Source organism: Vibrio sp. 11986-1-5 (genome assembly GCF_963878025.1).
Classification (GTDB): Bacteria; Pseudomonadota; Gammaproteobacteria; order Enterobacterales; family Vibrionaceae; genus Vibrio; species Vibrio injensis.
This window is the reverse complement of record NZ_CAWNVW010000022.1, coordinates 140,900-161,152: the sequence shown is the minus strand read 5'-3', so window position 1 is coordinate 161,152 and position 20,253 is coordinate 140,900. Positions and strand designations below refer to the sequence as shown.

Below are 20,253 nucleotides of genomic sequence, written 5' to 3'. Positions count from 1 at the left end.
GTATTGAGTATGAATAAGGATTTTTTATGTTGGGAACGGCTACTCTCAATAGTGCAACACGGGTGCTATTACTTGGTTCAGGCGAGCTTGGTAAGGAAGTCGCCATTGAATGTCAACGCCTTGGTTTAGAAGTGATTGCGTGTGATCGCTATGCGAACGCCCCTGCGATGCAAGTCGCTCATCGTTATCATGTTTTCGATATGCTTGATCCACAAGCACTACAACAAATCATCGAGCAAGAACAACCACACTATATCGTGCCCGAAGTCGAAGCTATCGCCACGGATAAACTGGTCGAATTAGAAACACAAGGTTTCACGGTTATCCCAACCGCCAAAGCCACTCAATTGACGATGAATCGAGAGGGCATTCGCCGCCTCGCTGCTGAACAGCTGTCACTACCAACCTCCAATTATCAATTTGCAGATAGTTATGAGCAATTCGTGCTCGCTGTCGAGCAAATCGGCTTACCTTGTGTCTGTAAACCGATCATGAGCTCTTCCGGTAAAGGTCAGAGTGTTTTAAGAAGCCCTGAGGATATTGAACAAGCCTGGCACTATGCTCAACAAGGTGGACGTTCAGGAGCAGGCCGAGTCATCGTCGAAGGTTTTGTTGATTTTGATTATGAAATCACCTTATTAACGGTTCGCGCTATCGATGGTGTCCATTTTTGCGCTCCTATTGGTCACCGACAAGAAGACGGTGATTATCGTGAGTCTTGGCAGCCACAAGCTATGTCCGAAAATGCCTTAAAAGCCGCTGAATATGTAGCAGAGGAAATTGTTAATGCGCTTGGTGGCTATGGATTATTTGGTGTTGAACTGTTTGTCAAAGGCGACCAAGTCATTTTCAATGAGGTATCCCCTCGCCCACACGATACTGGCATGGTGACGATGATTTCCCAGGATTTATCAGAATTTGCACTGCATGTTCGCGCATTTATCGGTTTACCTGTCGGAACGATAACTCAATATGGGCCTTCTGCTTCAGCCGCGATTCTTGGTCAAGGTTTTTCAAACAACATCCAATTTTCAGGATTGGATGACGCTCTAAGCATTCCAACCGCTCAGGTTCGTTTATTTGCGAAACCGGATATTGATGGGCGTCGTCGTTTAGGTGTTGCTTTAACGCGTAGTAAGACGACAACGGAAGCAACGGATAGAGCGATAGAATGTGCTAAAGCGATAAAGATTGAGTACTGAACCATCCTTGAAGCTGCAGGGGGCCAGACGGTCCCCCAATGATTATAAATAATTATGTAATTAGAGATAAAAATCGAGCCAATATCGCTAAAGCGTCAAGCGCTTCAAGCTGGAAAGACATACACGTTAAACAAAAAGAGCAACACCACTCTACTTGATTTTTTCTATCGTCTCCGCTACGTACACCGCACCCTTACGTATTTCTTCAATTAATGTTTTAGTAATATTTAACTGATTATTACATTCCGTCACCTTGGCACGTACGCTATCTAGACTCGCTTCTGAGGTTGTCGTTAATTCGGTATTTCTTTTGACAATAGCGCTAATTTCATCGGTCGCTTTAGAGGTATTGGCTGCAAGTGATCGAACCTCATCGGCAACGACTGCAAATCCACGGCCATACTCGCCAGCTCTTGCTGCTTCAATCGCCGCATTCAATGCCAATAGGTTAGTCTGATCAGCGATACTAGAAATGGTGGTAACGATTTGCACAATCTGTTTAGATTGTCCGGCCAGTTGCCCCATTAACTCATTAGCTTTATTGACCGTAGCTTCAATATCTTGTGCACTAGCGGCTGCATCTGCCACCATTTTGGAGCCATCGTGAGTTAAAGAAACGGTTTCTTGAGAACGCTGCTCGGCAATCAGAGTCGCCTCTTCTATCCGTTTTGACCTTTGTATTCTATCGGTTATATCACTAGCAAATTTAGTGACTCGAACCACCTTACCTTGATCATCAAAAATAGGATTGTAGGTCGCTTCGATCCAAATTTCTTCACCATACTTAGTCAAACGTTTAAACAATCCTGATTGAAACTTGCCTTTCGCTAATTCGCTCCAGAATTTAGGATGTTCTTGATGAAACGCATCATCGCAAAAAATACGGTGGTGTTTGCCAACAATTTCATTCAATTGATAACCAAGCGCCGCTAAAAAATTTTTATTGGCTTCAACAATTGTCCCATCCGGCGTAAAAGAGATCACCGCCATCGATTTATCTACCGCATTAAAAATGGCCGCCTGTGAATCTAATTTTTGTTTCGCTTTAGTCACATCACTGGCAATTTTAATCACCTTATAGACTTTACCTTGCTGATTTTTAATCGGTATATAGGTCGCTTCGATCCAAATTTCTTGCCCACCTTTGGTTAAACGACTAAACGTTCCCGATTGAGACTGACCTTGAGCGAGCTGCTGCCAAAAAGTTGCATAAGCCGGAGAATCACTCACTTTTTTAGCACAGAACATTCGATGATGATGCCCTTTAACCTCTTCTAAACCATACCCTGTCACTTGCAAGAAAAGCTTATTTGCAGATAACACTTCACCTTGGGGAGTAAACTCGATGTAGGCGGTATGATTACCGATTGCCGTAAGAATATCGCCTGCGGCGATTAACTGATCACGCTCTTGAGTAACTTGTTTTAATTGTTTGGACTGCTGATTAAAAAACATAAAACGATCCTTATTATCTACGGCTGGGGCTTTAAAAGGGCTTGATTAGCAAATCCTTGATTACAGTTTATATCATTCTATCCAAAACCTCAGGTTCTTTATCTTTTTATCAACCAAACCTCTTCAGCAAAATAACTGACTCCTTTTTTAACGCTTTCCGGATGATGTGCATCTGCTTCATCACGAGCTAAACGCTGGATATCAAAGCCATTAAATAACTGACGAATTTCTTGTTCATTGACGCTAAATGGTGGGCCACTACGCTCTTCTTGAGGGTAATCTAAACTGATCAGTAATAGTCTACCTCCGGGATTCAATAAGCTTTTTAAGCGCTCAGCATAATGTACTCGCATCTCTTCTGGGAGGGCAATTAAGGCCGCGCGATCATAAATAATATCAACCGGAACCAATGGCGCGGTGAAAATATCCCCAGTATAAAGAGTCAGTTCATCAAATTGATAACTCTCATGCTGTGCAGAAAGTTGAGTCACTAATGGCGTATAAAAATGCTCAGCAAAAAATGCCCTTACCGCTATCGGACTCAGTTCGACACCTTGTACATTATCATGCCTAGCAGCTAGCCAGACTAAGTCTTCACTTTTTCCACACAAAGGAACAAAAACGTTATCACTGCGTTGTGGTAACGTCGCTGACCAATATTCCATGAGTAATGGATTAACGTCATCAAGATGAAAACCAAGCTGATTTGCCGCCCATTTGTTATGCCAAAATTCTGGATCTCTCATTTTTCTCTACCATTGTATTATTCAAAGACGACTAGCTGACTGATACGCTAAGTACGCAAAAGGCTGCATTATGCTGTTGTCATCAATAAGGCTCAACATCAAATGTGAAGGATATACATTTCTTTACATTCGAATGTGGAACTGTGGATCTAATCAAGTGTCTCAACACTGTGACCAAAACCATATTATTGAAATAGAGAAGATCGTTTAGGTTGAATTCGTTTCAGTCACCCCAACTTAAACCTTAGTGGCTTCTGTTTGTTGTTGGATTAGCGTTCTTTTAAGTCCTTCTTTTGACCTAAACAACGCAAGCTAAGGAGAATGAATGAGTCTATTGCTAAGAACAACGGCCCTCATGCTATTCATGTTAAGCCGAGCCCCTGCCTTCGCCGCAACCATTCCGGTCAATGTATCGTCTCAAACGCCTCAAGGAGAATATCAAAATGAAATCAATGCCCAACGTTTTAAGCATAGTTTAAGTGGTTTATACGGTATTCAAACCACACATCACTCGGTTATCCAACCGTATAGCAACTTTGATGAACTCTATCAAAAAGCAAGTGATGCTCAACTAGAGCTCGAAACGTTATGCACTAGCGCCGCAATGTTGACATCTGCTAAAGCGTTATTTTCTGGAACCAAATCTCGTTCAAGAGCGCTCGAAAAAATTGCATTAGAACTCAATGGCCAACCAGAACGAATTACCGATTTAGCACGCGCAACCATCATTGCTGACGATGTACCAAGTTTGGTGGAAGCTTATGAAGTGTTAGGACGCGAAGCAACGATCGTAAAAGTAAAAAATCGCTTTAAAACACCAGCGGCCTCTGGTTATCGTGACCTGAATGTCTTAGTCGAACTACCGAAAAGTAAAATCATTGCCGAGGTTCAATTGCACTTAAAAGCCATTGCTGAGGTAAAAAGCGGCCCTGAGCATCGTTTGTATGAACAAATACAACGTATTGAACGTCAAGCCAGCCGGGAGCAAAGACCTCTTAACGATTGGGAATTAGCCAAAATTCATCAAATTCGCCATCAATCTCTCAACCTATATCAACAAGCTTGGCAACCTTACATTACGACAAATATCCAAGCAGCTTAATTTAAATTTATTACCTCAATAATAAAGAACGCAGAGTCTCGCTGGCTCTGCGTTCTTTTGTTGATGTTTTGTCTATCAACGCGTTAGTTTTTGAGCAAACTAAACTGAGTTCAATAATTCTTATTATGATTAATCAAAATAAACCACTAACTCAACATTCTCACCTCGTGCTTGCGCATCCAAAGTGAAATAGACATGACCTGTTTTTTCTACTGGTATCGATAGATATTCATAACTATCTACGCTCGTAGAAGCCCATTGATGAGAGGCTCGACTTGCCCATTGGCCAAAGCTGGCAAAAAGATCAACATTACTGTTTGTGGATTGTGTTGGCGTCATCCACACCTGAACCGTACTCACTCCCTCTGGAACATAAATGGCGGCATAACGACGCTGATTAACCAGCAAAGTTTGACTCTGGTTTTCTTCTAGTCGAATTGGACGTAAGTCATCCTGCTCTTTGGGGGGCAAGCTGACCTGCTCGGTTTGAATTTTTGCTGAAAGTATTACATCAGAAAACGCTGCTCTTCCAGTAACACTAATGTAATAGCGACCAGCTTGTACATAACCATCAGCTTGTGGTTCTAAGTTAATGGTTTCATTACTACTGCCACTAATAAAGTCACTGAATTGATAGTCATAATAATGAGCAACTTGGTTATAACTCATGTATAAATCGGCGTCGCCTTGCCCTGTTATCGACACCTGAAAACTCAAACTGCGTTCAGGAACATCGATATAAAAAAGATGCTCTGTTAGGTAATCCCCTTGTAATGTAATAGGCTGGCCTGAAAATAATGCTACCGGTTGTGCTTGTTGCGGCTCCTCTGGAGTTGGCTCAATACTCGGTTGCTCGTCAACCGTTAACGTTTCTAACCAACGCGAAAACTCATGATCATATTGATTGCCGAGGTGTTTAACCGTTTCAGCCCACTGTTTATATTGCCCTTGCCGAGCTAAAACCAGTAAACGGTCAATTTCTTGTGGATGTTCTTCCAACATAAAGCGAACCGCAAGGTAACCCCAGCGATAAATACGGTTAGTATCATGAGAGTACGTCGTTGCCATTACATCGGATAAGCTCATTTTCCCTTGTTGAATAACACGAATAGCAGCATCATAACCCTGCTTATAATGCATGTACTCGGCAAAACCTTCTAACCACCAGACAATGTAGCCATGGGCCAGATTATCCCCAAACCCACCATATAAATTGAATCGACCATCCAAATAATGCACATACTCATGCTCAAGGTTAAGAATCGATAGCGCATCTTCACCGTTAGCATAACGGTAAGCGATAAATCGTGCCCGATTGTTCGGATCGGCTGGATTGCCCTCTAGGTACTGACCACCATTATCCGTGGTGTTATTAAATAAAAATGCGGAATAATCGACGTAACTTTGGTTATTCGCAAACACCACAACTTCTACTTTATCATTCAAATCGTCGGCAACAGGTAGACCACCGCTGTTTACCACTTGATGAAAATCTTGCTCTTTTGCATTAAGAACCGCACAGACTTCACGCTCTTGCTTTATAGTCAAATCTTGTGAGCGAATAATCGCAGGGCCATCACATTGGTGCCAATTAGGTAATATACGCGCTGCCAGATTGTCTTTTTGAGCTTCTATATTTATGTCAGCAATCGCATCTGGAGCAAAATGCTGGAGCATTTCTACCGCAGCTAACCATAACGTTTCATGTTCACTACCCAACGGGTAACGTTGTAACGTATCTAGCATCACTTGTTTCGCTTGTTGGCGAGTGGCTAACTGAGGAGAAGCTAATAACCGTCCTGTTTCTCGAACGGCATTAAATACTAAAAATTTCGCATCCGTGGTTAATGCCCATTGGTTATTTTGCGCAAATCGTTCTAGATTATCGATATGCTGTGGATTACGAGCTAAGTATTGATAAAACTCATCTCGTCCAATATGACCAGCCATAGCTCTAAATAAATTATTCAGTCCATCAACCCATTGAGTATTTTGGGCCGTGTCAGGGGTAAAATGGGCCAATAGCGCCATCATACTGTCCATCGTCAATGGCAATTGTTTAATGCTATCTGCCATCAGGCTCATGTTTTTAAAAGCATCGACTTGTTCTCGGCCTTGATTAACCACATGAGGAGAGCGTAGGAACTGATTGATCGCTTGTGCAATACGCTCGCTTAGTGCTTGAGAAAACGGCTGATGTTCGCCTTGGGCATAAAAGCGTACATAATAAGCCGCACGAATAAATTCGCTTAAATTTTTAATGACCTTCGCTTGCTCCGCCAGACCTTGATACTCATGGACTTTATCCATGAGTTCATCCTGAACCCTCGCGATACTCGGCTCACTGTATAAATCGTTGAGGCTATCTACTCCAGCGCTATACCATGAACTGTAACATGCGTGATCGGCATCGATTATACTAACTAATCTATCCTCTGCTTGAACTAATTCAGAAAAATAACAGCGATGATCAGCCAAACTCGCTGAAGAAAAAGCCAACAAACAGGCCAATACTAATGGGCGTTGACGATGTAGAGGAAAAGTAACCATATAACTCACTCCAAAGCGCCAGTGAGCTTTCCTAACAATTTGAATAACAATTAATGAGATACGCCATTCATATAGGGAAAGACTGTCGTCCATTAAGATGGCGGGCACATTATTAGCATCCAGTTGCTTAGGCAAACTTAAACTTAGGCGCTTTATTATTGATTGAACAGAGGCGTGGTTATACGTATAGCGGCAGAGATATGAAACTAGGTTAATTTAAAAATAAGAGACTGCTTCCAAAACAAAAGTTAAGAAAGGCTTTTCTATCAACAGGTTAAGTAAAAACAACGAGGCCATACGGAGAGTATGGCCTGATACGATGTGTTGTTATTTTTCTACTGGGATATTTTCGACCCGAGCTTTTAACTTTTGTCCGGGACGAAATGTAACGACACGTCGAGCTGAAATAGGAATATCTTCCCCCGTTTTAGGGTTTCGACCTGGTCTCTCACTTTTATCTCGCAGATCGAAATTGCCGAAACCAGAGAGTTTTACTTGTTCGCCATTCTCAAGTGCTTTACGAATTTCTTCAAAAAATACTTCTACCGTGTCCTTGGCATCCCGTTTACTAAAGCCTAGTTTTTCGAACAGGTTTTCAGCCAAATCGGCTTTTGTGAGCGCCATAAACTTTCCTCAAAGCTAGGTTAAACTTTGCTGTATTAAGCAGCATCAAAATCATTTTTGTTCAGCCAATCAAAGACATATCGGCTCTGTTGAAAAGTGTATGCCAAGCTTATGATTTTCGCCAACTTTTTTATTATGAAGGATATCGACTGGGAAGCCTTTAGAATGGTACGTTTTGCATACAGCAACAAGATTAAACTCTAATATTTTTTTAAATAAAAAATTTAAAGCTAAAAAAGTAATTATATATAACTAAAATCAGAATGTATGACTAAAAAAACAAACGTCATCTTTATTGATCTTGATCTTGAATTTTTGTAAATAATCTTAAAAATCATACTGTTGTTTTTATAATTCTAAAATTAAACCTAAAAAAAGCAGATCACGTTGATCTGCTTTTTGGTATTACTGCATGTATTGAACCAGGTTAATCTCGCAGCGTTGCAGAGTATTGGTTTGCCACTGCTTGAACAATATTGTTCACTGCAGCAGAAATATCCGCATCTTCTAGCGTTCGCTCAGACGATTGTAAGATAAGCGCAATAGCTAAGCTCTTCTTACCATCTTCAACGCCTTTACCAATATAAACATCAAACAGCTTAGCATCACGTAATAGCGAACCTCCAGCCGCTTGACAGGTTGCAACGACATCCCCGGAAGCAACACTTTGATCGACAACCAGAGCAATATCACGACGATTTGCAGGGAACTTGGACAGAGCCACCGCTTCTGGGATCACTTTGGTATTAATCGCTGACCATTCGATTTCAAATACGATAGTACGACCATTTAAACCAAATTTACGCTCAAGTTCTGGATGAACGGTACCAATCACGCCTATCTCTTTACCATCTAGTACAATGGCAGCAGCCTGACCAGGATGCAATGCCGGATGCTGCGTTGCAGTAAACTGATAAGCTCGGCCATTCGCAGTTAAATCGAGGATTGCTTCTACATCGCCTTTTAGATCAAAGAAATCAACGCTAGTCGTTTCCATGTTCCAATGTTCATCACTACGAGTACCAGCGATCACACCAGCCAGCATAGGTTCTTGACGCATACCATTTTCAGCAGCTTGATCGGGAATAAAACGCAAACCTTGCTCAAACAAGCGTACGCGGGGCTGTTGACGTTTCTGGTTGTGCACCACTGTATTCAGCAAGCCTTGGATTAAGCTAAGGCGCATTGCTGACATATCGGCAGAAATTGGGTTTGGTAAAATGAGGGGTTCTATATTCGGAACCACTAGTTTTTGCTGTTCTGGTTCAACAAAGCTATAAGTGATAGCTTCGTGATAACCACGATCCACTAACAAATCACGCACACGCTTGAGCGGTAAACGCGCTTCTTTGTGGACATTCATATTTAATGCTGCTTGAGGTGCTTGATTAGGGATATTGTTATAGCCATAAATACGCCCGACTTCTTCGACTAAATCTTGCTCGATCGCGATATCAAAACGCCAAGTTGGTGCAGTCGCCAGCCAACCTTGTGACGTAGTTTCTACTTGCATACCAAGACGTTGTAGAATTTCTACCACATCAGCATCGGCGATAGTATGGCCAAGTAAATTATCCAATGTCGTACGACGTAAAGCGACTTTATTAGCACTTGGAAGATGCTGATCAGATTGAGCCGTGATGACTGGTGCCGCTTGACCTCCACAAATATCAATCAGGAGTTGGGTCGCTCGCTCAAGAGCCGCTTGCTGTAACTCGTAATCCACACCACGCTCAAAACGCATTGACGAATCCGTATGTAAACCATACCGACGTGCACGTCCGCGAATATGATCTGGCGCGAAGAAAGCCGACTCTAATAACACATCTTGCGTGCTTGAACTTACCCCAGAATGCTCACCACCAAATACACCGGCAATCGCCAATGGTTTATTATGGTCAGCAATCAATAAAGTATCTGGATTAAGCGTTGCTTCAATGCCATCAAGGAGAATTAACTTTTCATCTTGCTCAGCAAGACGTACCACAATACCACCCTCAATCTTTGCCAGATCAAACGCGTGCATTGGCTGACCTTGCTCTAGCATGACATAGTTAGTGATATCGACAATCGGATCGATCGAACGAATACCGCAACGACGTAACTTTTCCTGCATCCATAATGGTGTCGCAGCGTTCACATTGACATTTTTGACAATTCGCCCGAGATAACGCGGACAAGCGGCAGGTGCTTGGATATCAATTGTTAGGGTATCGTTAATTGACGCCAAAACTGTCTCAACCGATGGCTCAGTAATATCCATACGGTTAAGTACACCCACTTCACGCGCCAATCCACGTAGGCTGAAACAATCAGCACGGTTAGCCGTAAGGTCTACATCGATGGTGACATCATTAAGGCCTAAAAACTCACGAAAATCACAACCAATAGGCGCATCTGGCGCTAATTCCATGATTCCGTCAGATTGAATGTCAATCCCTAATTCCGAGAATGAGCACAACATGCCGTGAGAAGGCTGGCCACGTAATTTGGCTTTCTTAATTTTGAAGTCACCTGGCAGTACAGCGCCAACGGTAGCAACCGCAACTTTCAAGCCTTGACGACAGTTAGCAGCGCCACAAACGATATCAAGTAATTCATCTTCGCCGACATCAACTTTAGTGATACGCAGTTTATCAGCGTCAGGATGTTGACCACATTCAACCACTTGACCAACTTTAACACCGTTAAACACGCCAGCAACAGGGAGAACGTCATCGACTTCTAACCCTGCCATAGTAATTTGATGGGTCAATTCGTCAGTGCTAACCGCAGGGTTTACCCACTCACGAAGCCAAGATTCGCTAAATTTCATAGTGATAAGCCTCTGGATTACTTGAATTGTTTAAGGAAACGCAGGTCGTTTTCGAAAAACGAACGTAGATCGTTCACGCCATAACGCAACATCGTTAAACGCTCTACTCCCATACCAAAGGCAAAACCTGAGTACTGCTCAGGGTCAATACCGACACTGCGCAATACATTTGGATGAACCATACCGCAACCCAGTACTTCTAACCATTTACCGTTCTTACCTTTCACATCCACTTCAGCGGAAGGCTCGGTAAAAGGAAAATAAGAAGGACGGAAACGCACTTCAACTTCTTCTTCAAAGAAGTTGCATAGAAAATCGTGCAAAATGCCTTTAAGCTGAGCAAAGTTAACCTTTTCATCGACCAACATGCCTTCGACTTGATGGAACATTGGCGTATGAGTTTGATCATAATCATTACGATACACACGACCCGGAGCAATAAAACGAAATGGTGGTTTACCATTCTCCATAGTACGTATCTGTACGCCAGAGGTGTGAGTACGCAACATCAAATCAGGATTAAAAAAGAAGGTATCGTGATCGGTACGCGCCGGATGATCAGCAGCAATATTTAACGCATCAAAGTTATGGAAGGCATCTTCAACTTCAGGGCCAGACTCAACGCTAAAGCCTAATTCACCAAAAAAGTTTTCGATGCGTTCAATCGTGCGGGTGACTGGGTGTAAACCACCATTATCGATACGACGACCCGGTAAAGTCACGTCAATCGTTTCAGCCGCTAACTTCGCTTCTAATTCAGCGCGTTGTAAAGCATCTTTACGCAGTGAAATCGCTTTTTGCACGGTTTCTTTGGCAACGTTGATCTCTTGACCTGCGGTACGACGCTCTTCTGGTGGTAATTTACCTAGGCTTTGCAGTTGAGCAGTTAGCTCACCCTTTTTGCCCAGATAATGAACACGCACTTCATCCAGTGCAACTAACGACTCCGCAGCATCAATAGCTGCTGTCGCGTTAGCAATAATCTGTTGTAGATGTTGCATTGTTTCCTCGTCTGCTGATGCGCAGTTTCCTTAAGGCACCCGTGAGGGAATTAAGGGATTCTTGGGTTTTTTAGTAAGCTGTACATAGTAACGAAAGCCGCTGTCAAAGCCAAATTGAAATCACATTTCCTTCATTCTTTGCCTGTTTATTCATCGCTAACTCATCAAGTTAGGAACTTGCAAAATAACTTTTAGTTATAGTGATTTTGTCATAAATTGATTTTGTTCAAATGACGCTGCCCGTTATGGTTAGAACCACAAAGATTATGACCAGAGGTTGATGATGCCATTAACAGTTTTACCCATTGAAGCAGAACACGACGCTGCAATTTGCCAAATTATTAAACAAGTCGGTGCTGAATTTGGTGCAGTCGGCGAAGGTTTTGGACCTGCTGATGAAGAAGTTTTAACTATGAGTAAGTACTACACTCAGGATAGGCATAGCCTATATCTTGTTGCTCTATTAGATAATGATATTGTTGGAGGGGGTGGAATAGCACCTTTTCAAGATAGTGGGAGTGTTTGCGAATTAAAAAAGTTGTTCTTACTAGCCAAAAGCCGGGGTTACGGCGGCGGAAGAATCATCGCCGAACGCTGTCTCGAATTTGCTAAATCTCAAGGGTTTCAGTACTGTTATCTTGATACCCTTTCTAGTATGTCTTCAGCCATTGCATTGTATGAACGATTGGGGTTTGAGCATCTATCAAAACCTCTTGAAGGTACTGAACATGGTGGTTGTGATGTTTGGATGATGAAAAAGCTATAATCAGGATACTATGCCTAACTATAAATTGCTGCCGACCCTGTATGCCCTATTAGAGACCAAAAATCTCACGGATGCGGCTAAAAAACTGAACGTTACTCAACCCGCTATCAGCAAAACGCTTAAACAACTGCGCGAAGAGTTTCAGGATCCGTTACTTATCAGGCAAGGACAGCAATTTATATTAACCAAACGGGGAGAATCATTACTGGCACTTCTCCCCTCCGTATTTACACAACTGGAACAACTTTATCAACCTGCCGATTGTGAAGTGCATAAAATTCAGCGGCCATTTAATCTCGCGCTCAATCATTTTATTTCACCAGATATTCTGCCCCAACTTTGCCGAGAGTTTCATCAACAAGCCCCCAGTGCTCGACTCAATACAACACTATGGCAAGATCGTGCACTCAGCGAGTTAGCGGAAAGCCAAGTAGATTTACTCGCCACATTATCTGTTATTGTTCCTGAAAATTTACATGGTAAAAAATTAGCCAGTGATCAGTATGTCGTCTGTCGTTGGTCACAGCGTATCGAGCAGAATACAACACTCACACTTGATGACTACTTTCGAGCAAAGCATATTTTAGTCAGTGGACTTCATACGGAAAGCTTACAAGTTGATACGTTATTTCAGCGCTATCGAAAAAAACGTCAGATCTTTGCCACGTTACCTTCAATTCGTCTTGCCATTGAAACCATGATTGGTACCGACTGCTTGGTTACGTTACCATTACATATCGCCGCTCAATATGCCCAAGTGTACCCAGTGACCCTTTTTCCTACGCCTTATGAGCTGCCTCAGCACGATTATTACTTACTTTGGCATGCAAAACACCATCACTCACTTGAACATCGCTGGTTTCGTGAATTCTGCTATCAGTTTTTTCAACAAGATATCAAAGACAAACAAGATATTGGCTACTCACTACTGGTCTCTTAGTCACTGCTTGTTTACCCCAGTATTGAATAAATTTTCTAGGCTATAGTTCAATCAATCGGACGTCCGCAAATCTGAATATGATACTGTTTATTAAAACGTAAGTTTTTCAACAGAAAATAGTTAAAATAAAAAAGCCCAGCCATTTCTGGCTGGGCTTTTTTATTTTGGAGCGACACACGAGGTTCGAACTCGTGACCTCAACCTTGGCAAGGTTGCGCTCTACCAACTGAGCTAGTGTCGCATTAAGTAAGTGATCTCATCACTATTTAAAAATGGTGCCCCGGGCCGGACTTGAACCGGCACGACTCGAAAGTCGAGGGATTTTAAATCCCTTGTGTCTACCAATTTCACCACCAGGGCACACTAATCTTTTAATTTAGCACCGCTTTTGCCATGCTAATATAATCTGGAGCGACACACGAGGTTCGAACTCGTGACCTCAACCTTGGCAAGGTTGCGCTCTACCAACTGAGCTAGTGTCGCAATGGAGGCGCGTCCCGGAGTCGAACCGAGGTTCACGGATTTGCAATCCGCTGCATGGCCACTCTGCCAACACGCCTTCGAAACTCAAACCGCTTGCTTCTTTATCGCGTTGCTCTTGAGTACGGGATGCATTCTACGGATTCGATGCGATCAGTCAATAGAATTTTTTTGCTTTTTGAATCGTTTGATTACTTTGCATTCAAAAATGGTTTTTTTGTTTATTTTTTTAGCAAAAAGTCTCTATTTATCCAGAACATAACAAGCAAAAATCTACTTTTACTAGATTTTTGATTAGCTGCTATCAATCCGTAATCGACGATAATTAATCAACAAGAAACACGTGATAAAAAATAATCGCAACCAAGCTCAGTAGACATCCAACTCGTCGGTGTTCAAAAATAGAAAAACGGGCCAATGCCCGCTTTTCTAGTGATGTTCTTCATTTAGCAAATCATTTTTCGCCGCTGCTAAGTATTGTGCCATAGACCAATACGTTAAAATAGTCGCGACATACAGAGCTATAAATCCTAACCAAACCATCCATTGGTCGTAGCGCCAGATCAAAATCCACAATGCAAACATTTGGCTGACGGTCTTTACTTTACCAATCCAAGAAACAGCCACACTAGCGCGCTTACCGATTTCAGCCATCCATTCTCTTAAGGCAGAAATAATAATTTCTCGGCCAATCATGGTCACCGCGGGGATGGTTATCCATATTGAATGATAATACTCGGTGATCAAAATCAGCGCAGTAGCGACAAGAACCTTATCAGCAACCGGATCAATAAACGCACCGAAACGCGACGTTTGGCCAAGTTTTCTCGCCAGCATGCCATCTAGCCAATCGGTAAAACCTGCAACAAAAAAGATCATGGCAGCCGCAAAGGGAGACCAACTATAAGGCAAATAAAAAACAACGATGAAGACAGGGATGAGAAAAAGTCGCAACAACGACAAGATGTTAGGAATATTTAAACGCATAATAGTAGGCTCTGATCAATGGCGCGTTAATGGTGCTGCATTTTGACTATGGTTTCAATGCTTGATAAATAATTTCTGCTAAAGAGTGACTAATACCCGGCACCTTGGCGATTTCTTCAACAGTCGCACGCTTAATTTCTTGCAAGCCTCCCATGTATTTCAATAAAGCTTGCCGACGTTTAGGCCCCACGCCTTCAATTCCTTCTAACGTACTGGTACGTCGAGTTTTACCTCGTTTAGCACGATGTCCGGTAATAGCGTGATTATGGCTTTCGTCGCGAATGTGTTGGATAAGGTGTAATGCAGGCGCATCACTAGGTAAATGAAACTCATCGCCCTCAGTGGTGATTAATGTTTCAAGGCCAGGTTTACGAGTAATCCCTTTTGCTATACCAATCAATTGTGGCCGCTTCGGCCAATCTTGCCAACATTGAGTAATGATCTGTAACGCGCGATTGAGCTGACCTTTACCACCATCAATAAATATCACATCCGGAATTTTATCCACATCCAATTGCTTTGCGTAACGACGCTCTAAAGCTTGGGCCATGGCTGCGTAATCATCACCGCCAGTAATTCCAGTGATATTAAAACGGCGATATTCTGCTTTGATTGGCCCCTCTTGATTAAATACCACACAAGAAGCAACCGTACTTTCTCCCATAGTATGAGAGATATCAAAACATTCCATACGAGCTATATTCTCTATACCTAATACACGCTGCAGCTCATTAATACGCTGCTGAATGGTCATCTTATGATTCAGCTTACTGGTCATCGCGCTCAAGGCATTGGTGTTTGATAACTTCAAGTATCGGCCACGAGTACCGGTCGGATTCACATGAAAATAAACGTTATGCCCAGCTAATTCACTCAATGCCTGCTGTAATGATTTAGTCTCTTTTAGTAATCCCTGATTAAGGATGATCCGACTGGGAACGACTCTGCTATCAGTATGATTGAGATAATATTGGCTTAAAAAGCTCTCGAATACTTCTTGCGATTCAGTATTGGCTGGAATTTTTGGAAAAAAACTACGACTCCCCAACACCTTACCTTGACGGATCATTAAAATATGGATACAAGCCAGCCCTTTTTCTTGCGAAAAACCAAGCACATCCAGATCATCTTGTGAATCTTCAGCCACAAACTGCTGTTCTTGGACACGGCGAATCGCTTGAATTTGGTCACGAAACTTTGCCGCATCTTCAAAACGTAATGCTTGACTAGCCGTCTCCATTTTTCGAACCAACACTTCCAAAACTTGCTTATCTTTTCCTTGCAAGAACAGCCGTACACAGTTCACTAACTCGGCATAATCTGCATCAGAAATAAGGCTACTCACACAAGGAGCCGCACAGCGGCCTATTTGATACATTAAGCAAGGGCGAACACGATTGCTGTACACGGTATCTTCACATTGCCGCACTGGAAATATTTTTTGAATCAGGTGTAACGTTTCTCGCACCGCACCAGAATCTGGATAAGGGCCAAAATACTCACCTTTGCGTTTTTTTGCACCGCGATGAGAAGAGAGACGAGGATGCTTGTGCGCACTAATAAAGATATAAGGATAAGATTTATCATCCCGCAGCAACACATTATATTTGGGCAAATACTGCTTGATGTAGTTATGTTCGAGGATCAACGCTTCGGTTTCAGTATGCGTTACCGTGACGTCAATTTTATTGATATGGCTGACTAAAGCGCGAGTCTTTTCACTATCAACTTTACTACGAAAATAGCTAGACAGTCGCTTTTTAAGATCTTTGGCTTTACCAACATAAATCACCTCAGCCTCAGTGTTATACATACGGTACACACCGGGCTGATGGGTGACATTTTTTAAAAAGGAAGCAGAATCGAAATCAGCCACTACAACTTCTCTGTATCGAGCATCCCATGTCGAATGGCTAAATGAGTTAACTCAACATCGCCATTGATATCTAGTTTAGCAAATAAACGATAACGATAACTATTGACTGTCTTAGGGCTAAGACTAAGTTGCTCAGAAATATCGGTTACTTTTTGGCCTTTAGTGATCATCATCATGATTTGTAACTCACGTTCTGATAGACCAGCAAACGGATTTTCAGAGGCAGGTGAAAATTGGCTTAGTGCCATTTGCTGAGCGATTTCAGGAGAAATATATCGCTGGCCACTATTCACAATACGAATAGCGTTCACCATTTCATCGGGCGCGGCACCTTTGGTCAAATAACCAGCAGCACCAGCTTGCATCACTTTGGTTGGGAACGGATTCTCAGTATGAATAGTGAGCACAATGATTTTTACGTCTGGATTAAAACGCAAAATCTTCTTAGTGGCTTCCAATCCACCAATACCGGGCATATTCATATCCATTAATACAATATCAGTGTGATTACTACGACACCACTTTACTGCATCTTCACCGCTATCCGCTTCCCCTACTACGTTCATTCCACGGACGTCTTCAATAATACGTCGTATCCCTGTGCGAACCAGCTCGTGATCATCTACAAGGAAAACACTTATCAAACTTGTATCTCCACACTTATCTATTCGCTCTGCATCTTATCGTGTTTAAAGATGCAGCATGGCCGCTTAGTCTAACCTAAATGGCTAGCTCGCTGCCAATGAATATGTGCCGAAAGCACACGTTTGGCAAGTATTTCTTTTACAAACTGTGCAGTTTAATAGGCAATTAGGCTCTCATTAAAACGTTTCTACTCAACACCATAAATCGCTAACATTAAATTTAGCAAACAATCAGTAGCAAGCATAACCAAATCCAATTAAGCAGAGCAATCATGGTGATGATTGAAGAATATATTCCCTTATTCCCACACGATATGAAGATGATGAAAAAACACTCCTTTATTTTACAAATAAGGTTAATACTGAACAAAGATCATACCAAATAACCGTTTTTTGAGAGTGCGTCGTAACTTTAGATTGAAAATGCAGTCAATTTCATATATTTATAAGTCCCGTCAATTAATTTCGAATATACACCGTTTATTATTTGCTCACTGAGTCATTACTCTTTGTCCCGATTGAAACGGATACCGCTATTTGGAATAGGTTGATATTAAAACGATAATCTTAAGGATATAAAACATGAAAAAACTATTCGCAGTGGCCGCTCTTGTAGCACTCCCTTTTTCTAACGCAGTCATGGCAGACTCTGATATTGGTTGTGGTGTCGGCACCATGATCTTTGATGGTAAGGAAGGTAAAGTGTTTAAAGTACTGGGGGCAACCACTAACGGTACTTCTGGTAACCAAACCTTCGGTATCACTTTTGGTACATTAGGTTGTGATGGTACTGGCACAATCAATTCTGCCCAAAAGCTTGCGCTATTTATCGATGGTAACCTTGATAACCTTGCACGTGATATCGCACGTGGTGAAGGCGAAACACTGGCAACGCTTTCTGAAGTTTGGGGAATTCAAGCTTCTGATAAAGCAGCATTTAATCAACTAGCAAAAGAAAATTTTGCCAACGTTTTCCAATCTGAAAACGTGACTTCACAAGAAGTCTTTACTAATCTAAATGCTTTAGTTGCTCAAGATCAAACCCTTGCTGCTTATACTATCTAATCGCTTATTCCTGACCAAAGCGAAAACCTAATCTAATGGTAGAGTTTTCGGTTGATGAATAAGCTACCTCTAGAGTGCCCGATAAGGGCACTCTTTATTTATTTTCGCCCCCAACGAACACGATAAGTATGAGACTTTCTGCTAGACATTGTTGCCATTGGCGCTCCTTAGGGTTTTTCTTACTCAGTATGGCATTAACTCGCCCCGTACTAGCCAGTTCCGAACTGAATACGATGGAGCTCGCGATACACCCCTATTGGCTAAAATTAGGTCACTATCTGCCGCGATGGGGAGGATATCGCAGTACCATCGATTCAACACCGTTTTTCCTTGCACCTAATGGTAAAACCAATCCACAGGCCGAATTGCAAGCTACACTCGATAAACTTTATCATTCTGACCCTGCCATAGCAGAGCAAGCACGTTGCAGTTATCCCGCACGTTTTACATGGATAGAATCCCAATTAGGCCGCAAAGCTCAGCTTAATTGCCCCGAGTTAGATAATTGGCGCAGCGTACTCGATCCTGCAGGAATGACCTTGGTTTTTCCTACCGCGTTTATGAATAATCCCTCTTCGATGTTTGGTCATACCCTGCTACGAATTGATGCGAAAGATCAAACTCGTCATCAAGAGCTGGTCGCGTTTGCAATTAATTTTGCCGCCGAACCCGAAGGCAATGACAACCCTGCATTATATGCGATGAAAGGTTTGTTTGGTTTTTATCCGGGCAGATTCACTGTAATGCCTTATTATCGTAAAGTGCGTGAATACAATGACATTGAGTCACGAGATATTTGGGAATATCCTCTAAATTTAACGGCGCAAGAGGTCGAGCGAGTGCTACTGCATTTATGGGAAATGCAACTCGCCGAGTTTGATTACTATTTCTTGGATGAAAACTGCTCTTACCAACTGCTCGCTTTGTTGGAATTGGCTCGTGATGATCTTTTTCTGGTTGAGGACTTTCCCTTTCAAGCGATTCCATCGGATACTGTCAACGCCTTAGCTAAACGAGGCTTGATTGATACCCCTCGTTATCGAGAATCATTCGGTACACGTTTAATTCATCAATCACAACAAGTCTCTCCAGAGCTTTTTCAAGCAGCAAAACTGGCGACCCAAGGTCAATTCCCTGATCCTAACCAATTTAACGCGCAAGAATTAGCCACCATTTATGAATTTGCCTATGAGTGGCTTAATTTTCAATTGTATGATCAAGGCTTGGAACGCGATCCAACAGCTCAGCGACTAACCAAATTGTTACGACTGCGTAGCCAAATCAACGCCCCATCACCTTTTGAGCCTGTACCGATACCGGCTTTTTCTCCTGAACAAGGGCATGGTTCGGCGCGATTCGGGGTTGGTGGGCAATATTGGCACCATACTCCATCGGCATTAAACCTTGAATGGCGCGCCGCTTATCACGACTTATTAGATGCTCAACAAGGCTTTATTCCTGGCGCGCAAATTAGCTTTTTGGATCTGCAATTAAGCCAAGACCAAAATAGCACCACTCGTTTAGAAAAGTTGTATCTGCTTGATGCCATGACGGTAGCGCCAAATCACAATCTATTCTCTAGTGCATCATGGAATATGCGAATTGGCTTTGACCGTCAGCCGAGTCAACAACAACGTCAAGGACGATGGTTTTTGCAAGGTGGTTATGGACAAGCGTGGGGCGATCCTAACCGTCTGCATGGCTATGGATTAGCATCATTGGCATTCAATCATGGTTCACTGACCGATTATCGTTTCACTACTGGTGCGGGGATTGAGGCTGGCCTACTCTGGCAAGCGGCAGATAAGCACCGTTTAGGGCTACAAGGACAATACTTAGCTTTATTTAACAGTAATGCTGATCATCATAGCCAGCTTAATGTGACTTGGAACTGGAGTCTTGCTCGCCATTGGGCACTGCGCAGTGAAGTTCGCTATCAGCATTGGCAACAAGAAGAAATCAGCGCAAAAATCACCGGTTATTTTTATTACTAAGAGCGA

15 protein-coding genes and 4 tRNA genes are annotated in these 20,253 nt (G+C 42.5%); 6 read left to right on the top strand and 13 right to left on the bottom strand.

The genetic code is table 11. The features are described 5' to 3' along the window. Positions 1–26 precede the first annotated feature (26 nt). A complete protein-coding gene (gene purT, locus AACS00_RS06615; RefSeq protein ID WP_110166877.1) occupies positions 27–1,202 on the top strand; it encodes a phosphoribosylglycinamide formyltransferase 2 in 1,176 nt (391 codons plus the stop codon). A 150-nt stretch (positions 1,203–1,352) separates the two neighbouring features. Here the strand turns inward: purT and AACS00_RS06610 are convergent, their stop codons facing one another. Together AACS00_RS06610 and AACS00_RS06605 are read right to left on the bottom strand one after the other, a co-directional pair. Next, a complete protein-coding gene (locus tag AACS00_RS06610) occupies positions 1,353–2,657 on the bottom strand; it encodes a methyl-accepting chemotaxis protein (RefSeq protein WP_110166876.1) in 1,305 nt (434 codons plus the stop codon). Positions 2,658–2,755: 98 nt separating this feature from the next. Continuing rightward, positions 2,756–3,403 carry a thiopurine S-methyltransferase gene (locus tag AACS00_RS06605; protein WP_110166875.1) on the bottom strand — a complete coding sequence of 216 codons (648 nt, stop codon included), beginning with the start codon at positions 3,401–3,403 and terminating at the stop codon, positions 2,756–2,758. A gap of 325 nt (positions 3,404–3,728) precedes the next feature. Here AACS00_RS06605 and AACS00_RS06600 point away from each other — a divergent pair, with 325 nt between their 5' ends. Next, the gene (locus AACS00_RS06600) at positions 3,729–4,505 is read left to right on the top strand and encodes a RelA/SpoT domain-containing protein (RefSeq protein ID WP_072669228.1); all 777 of its coding nucleotides are present in this window, start codon (positions 3,729–3,731) and stop codon (positions 4,503–4,505) included. A 129-nt stretch (positions 4,506–4,634) separates the two neighbouring features. Here AACS00_RS06600 and AACS00_RS06595 read toward each other — a convergent pair whose 3' ends face one another. The 4 genes from AACS00_RS06595 to pheS form a co-directional block, all read right to left on the bottom strand. After that, positions 4,635–7,055: a M9 family metallopeptidase gene (locus tag AACS00_RS06595; protein ID WP_110166874.1), complete on the bottom strand. Its 2,421-nt coding sequence runs from the start codon at positions 7,053–7,055 to the stop codon at positions 4,635–4,637. A gap of 327 nt (positions 7,056–7,382) precedes the next feature. Then, entirely contained in the window at positions 7,383–7,679 is a 297-nt protein-coding gene (gene ihfA, locus AACS00_RS06590) for an integration host factor subunit alpha (protein WP_072669229.1), read from the bottom strand. A 427-nt stretch (positions 7,680–8,106) separates the two neighbouring features. Beyond that, positions 8,107–10,494, bottom strand: a complete 2,388-nt coding sequence (gene pheT, locus AACS00_RS06585) for a phenylalanine--tRNA ligase subunit beta (protein ID WP_110166873.1) — start codon at positions 10,492–10,494, stop codon at positions 8,107–8,109. Positions 10,495–10,511: 17 nt separating this feature from the next. Continuing rightward, positions 10,512–11,495 (bottom strand): phenylalanine--tRNA ligase subunit alpha, encoded by a 984-nt coding sequence (pheS, locus tag AACS00_RS06580; protein ID WP_004395419.1) that lies wholly within the window; start codon positions 11,493–11,495, stop codon positions 10,512–10,514. Between the two features lie 283 nt (positions 11,496–11,778). Here pheS and AACS00_RS06575 point away from each other — a divergent pair, with 283 nt between their 5' ends. Continuing rightward, positions 11,779–12,261 carry a GNAT family N-acetyltransferase gene (locus AACS00_RS06575; protein ID WP_072669367.1) on the top strand — a complete coding sequence of 161 codons (483 nt, stop codon included), beginning with the start codon at positions 11,779–11,781 and terminating at the stop codon, positions 12,259–12,261. A 10-nt stretch (positions 12,262–12,271) separates the two neighbouring features. After that, positions 12,272–13,201 (top strand): LysR family transcriptional regulator, encoded by a 930-nt coding sequence (locus tag AACS00_RS06570; protein WP_110166872.1) that lies wholly within the window; start codon positions 12,272–12,274, stop codon positions 13,199–13,201. A 165-nt stretch (positions 13,202–13,366) separates the two neighbouring features. Here the strand turns inward: AACS00_RS06570 and AACS00_RS06565 are convergent. The 7 genes from AACS00_RS06565 to uvrY form a co-directional block, all read right to left on the bottom strand. Then, positions 13,367–13,442 (bottom strand) — tRNA-Gly (locus tag AACS00_RS06565). A 32-nt stretch (positions 13,443–13,474) separates the two neighbouring features. Further along, positions 13,475–13,561 (bottom strand) — tRNA-Leu (locus AACS00_RS06560). 47 nt (positions 13,562–13,608) lie between these two features. Continuing rightward, positions 13,609–13,684: transfer RNA gene (locus tag AACS00_RS06555), tRNA-Gly, on the bottom strand. 2 nt (positions 13,685–13,686) lie between these two features. Further along, positions 13,687–13,760 (bottom strand) — tRNA-Cys (locus AACS00_RS06550). Positions 13,761–14,110: 350 nt separating this feature from the next. Further along, positions 14,111–14,668 (bottom strand): CDP-diacylglycerol--glycerol-3-phosphate 3-phosphatidyltransferase, encoded by a 558-nt coding sequence (gene pgsA, locus AACS00_RS06545; protein WP_072669232.1) that lies wholly within the window; start codon positions 14,666–14,668, stop codon positions 14,111–14,113. 46 nt (positions 14,669–14,714) lie between these two features. Then, a complete protein-coding gene (uvrC, locus tag AACS00_RS06540) occupies positions 14,715–16,544 on the bottom strand; it encodes an excinuclease ABC subunit UvrC (RefSeq protein WP_110166871.1) in 1,830 nt (609 codons plus the stop codon). Then, positions 16,544–17,188, bottom strand: coding sequence for a UvrY/SirA/GacA family response regulator transcription factor (uvrY, locus tag AACS00_RS06535; RefSeq protein ID WP_072669234.1), 645 nt, complete (start codon positions 17,186–17,188; stop codon positions 16,544–16,546). Before uvrY ends, uvrC begins: the two co-directional genes overlap by 1 nt. A gap of 582 nt (positions 17,189–17,770) precedes the next feature. On the opposite strand from uvrY, the gene AACS00_RS06530 reads away from it, so the two are divergent. Both AACS00_RS06530 and AACS00_RS06525 read left to right on the top strand, forming a co-directional pair. Then, positions 17,771–18,253, top strand: coding sequence for a DUF3015 family protein (locus tag AACS00_RS06530; RefSeq protein WP_072669235.1), 483 nt, complete (start codon positions 17,771–17,773; stop codon positions 18,251–18,253). A 128-nt stretch (positions 18,254–18,381) separates the two neighbouring features. Continuing rightward, complete coding sequence (locus tag AACS00_RS06525; protein ID WP_072669236.1) at positions 18,382–20,247, top strand: Lnb N-terminal periplasmic domain-containing protein; 1,866 nt, start codon at positions 18,382–18,384, stop codon at positions 20,245–20,247. The last annotated feature ends 6 nt before the right edge of the window (positions 20,248–20,253 follow it).

Coding starts and splice junctions, on each gene's coding strand:
- purT (WP_110166877.1), top strand. CDS start 27: ATGTTGGGAACGGCTACTCTCAATAGTGCAACACGGGTGCTATTACTT.
- AACS00_RS06610 (WP_110166876.1), bottom strand. CDS start 2,657: ATGTTTTTTAATCAGCAGTCCAAACAATTAAAACAAGTTACTCAAGAG.
- AACS00_RS06605 (WP_110166875.1), bottom strand. CDS start 3,403: ATGAGAGATCCAGAATTTTGGCATAACAAATGGGCGGCAAATCAGCTT.
- AACS00_RS06600 (WP_072669228.1), top strand. CDS start 3,729: ATGAGTCTATTGCTAAGAACAACGGCCCTCATGCTATTCATGTTAAGC.
- AACS00_RS06595 (WP_110166874.1), bottom strand. CDS start 7,055: ATGGTTACTTTTCCTCTACATCGTCAACGCCCATTAGTATTGGCCTGT.
- ihfA (WP_072669229.1), bottom strand. CDS start 7,679: ATGGCGCTCACAAAAGCCGATTTGGCTGAAAACCTGTTCGAAAAACTA.
- pheT (WP_110166873.1), bottom strand. CDS start 10,494: ATGAAATTTAGCGAATCTTGGCTTCGTGAGTGGGTAAACCCTGCGGTT.
- pheS (WP_004395419.1), bottom strand. CDS start 11,495: ATGCAACATCTACAACAGATTATTGCTAACGCGACAGCAGCTATTGAT.
- AACS00_RS06575 (WP_072669367.1), top strand. CDS start 11,779: ATGCCATTAACAGTTTTACCCATTGAAGCAGAACACGACGCTGCAATT.
- AACS00_RS06570 (WP_110166872.1), top strand. CDS start 12,272: ATGCCTAACTATAAATTGCTGCCGACCCTGTATGCCCTATTAGAGACC.
- pgsA (WP_072669232.1), bottom strand. CDS start 14,668: ATGCGTTTAAATATTCCTAACATCTTGTCGTTGTTGCGACTTTTTCTC.
- AACS00_RS06530 (WP_072669235.1), top strand. CDS start 17,771: ATGAAAAAACTATTCGCAGTGGCCGCTCTTGTAGCACTCCCTTTTTCT.
- AACS00_RS06525 (WP_072669236.1), top strand. CDS start 18,382: ATGAGACTTTCTGCTAGACATTGTTGCCATTGGCGCTCCTTAGGGTTT.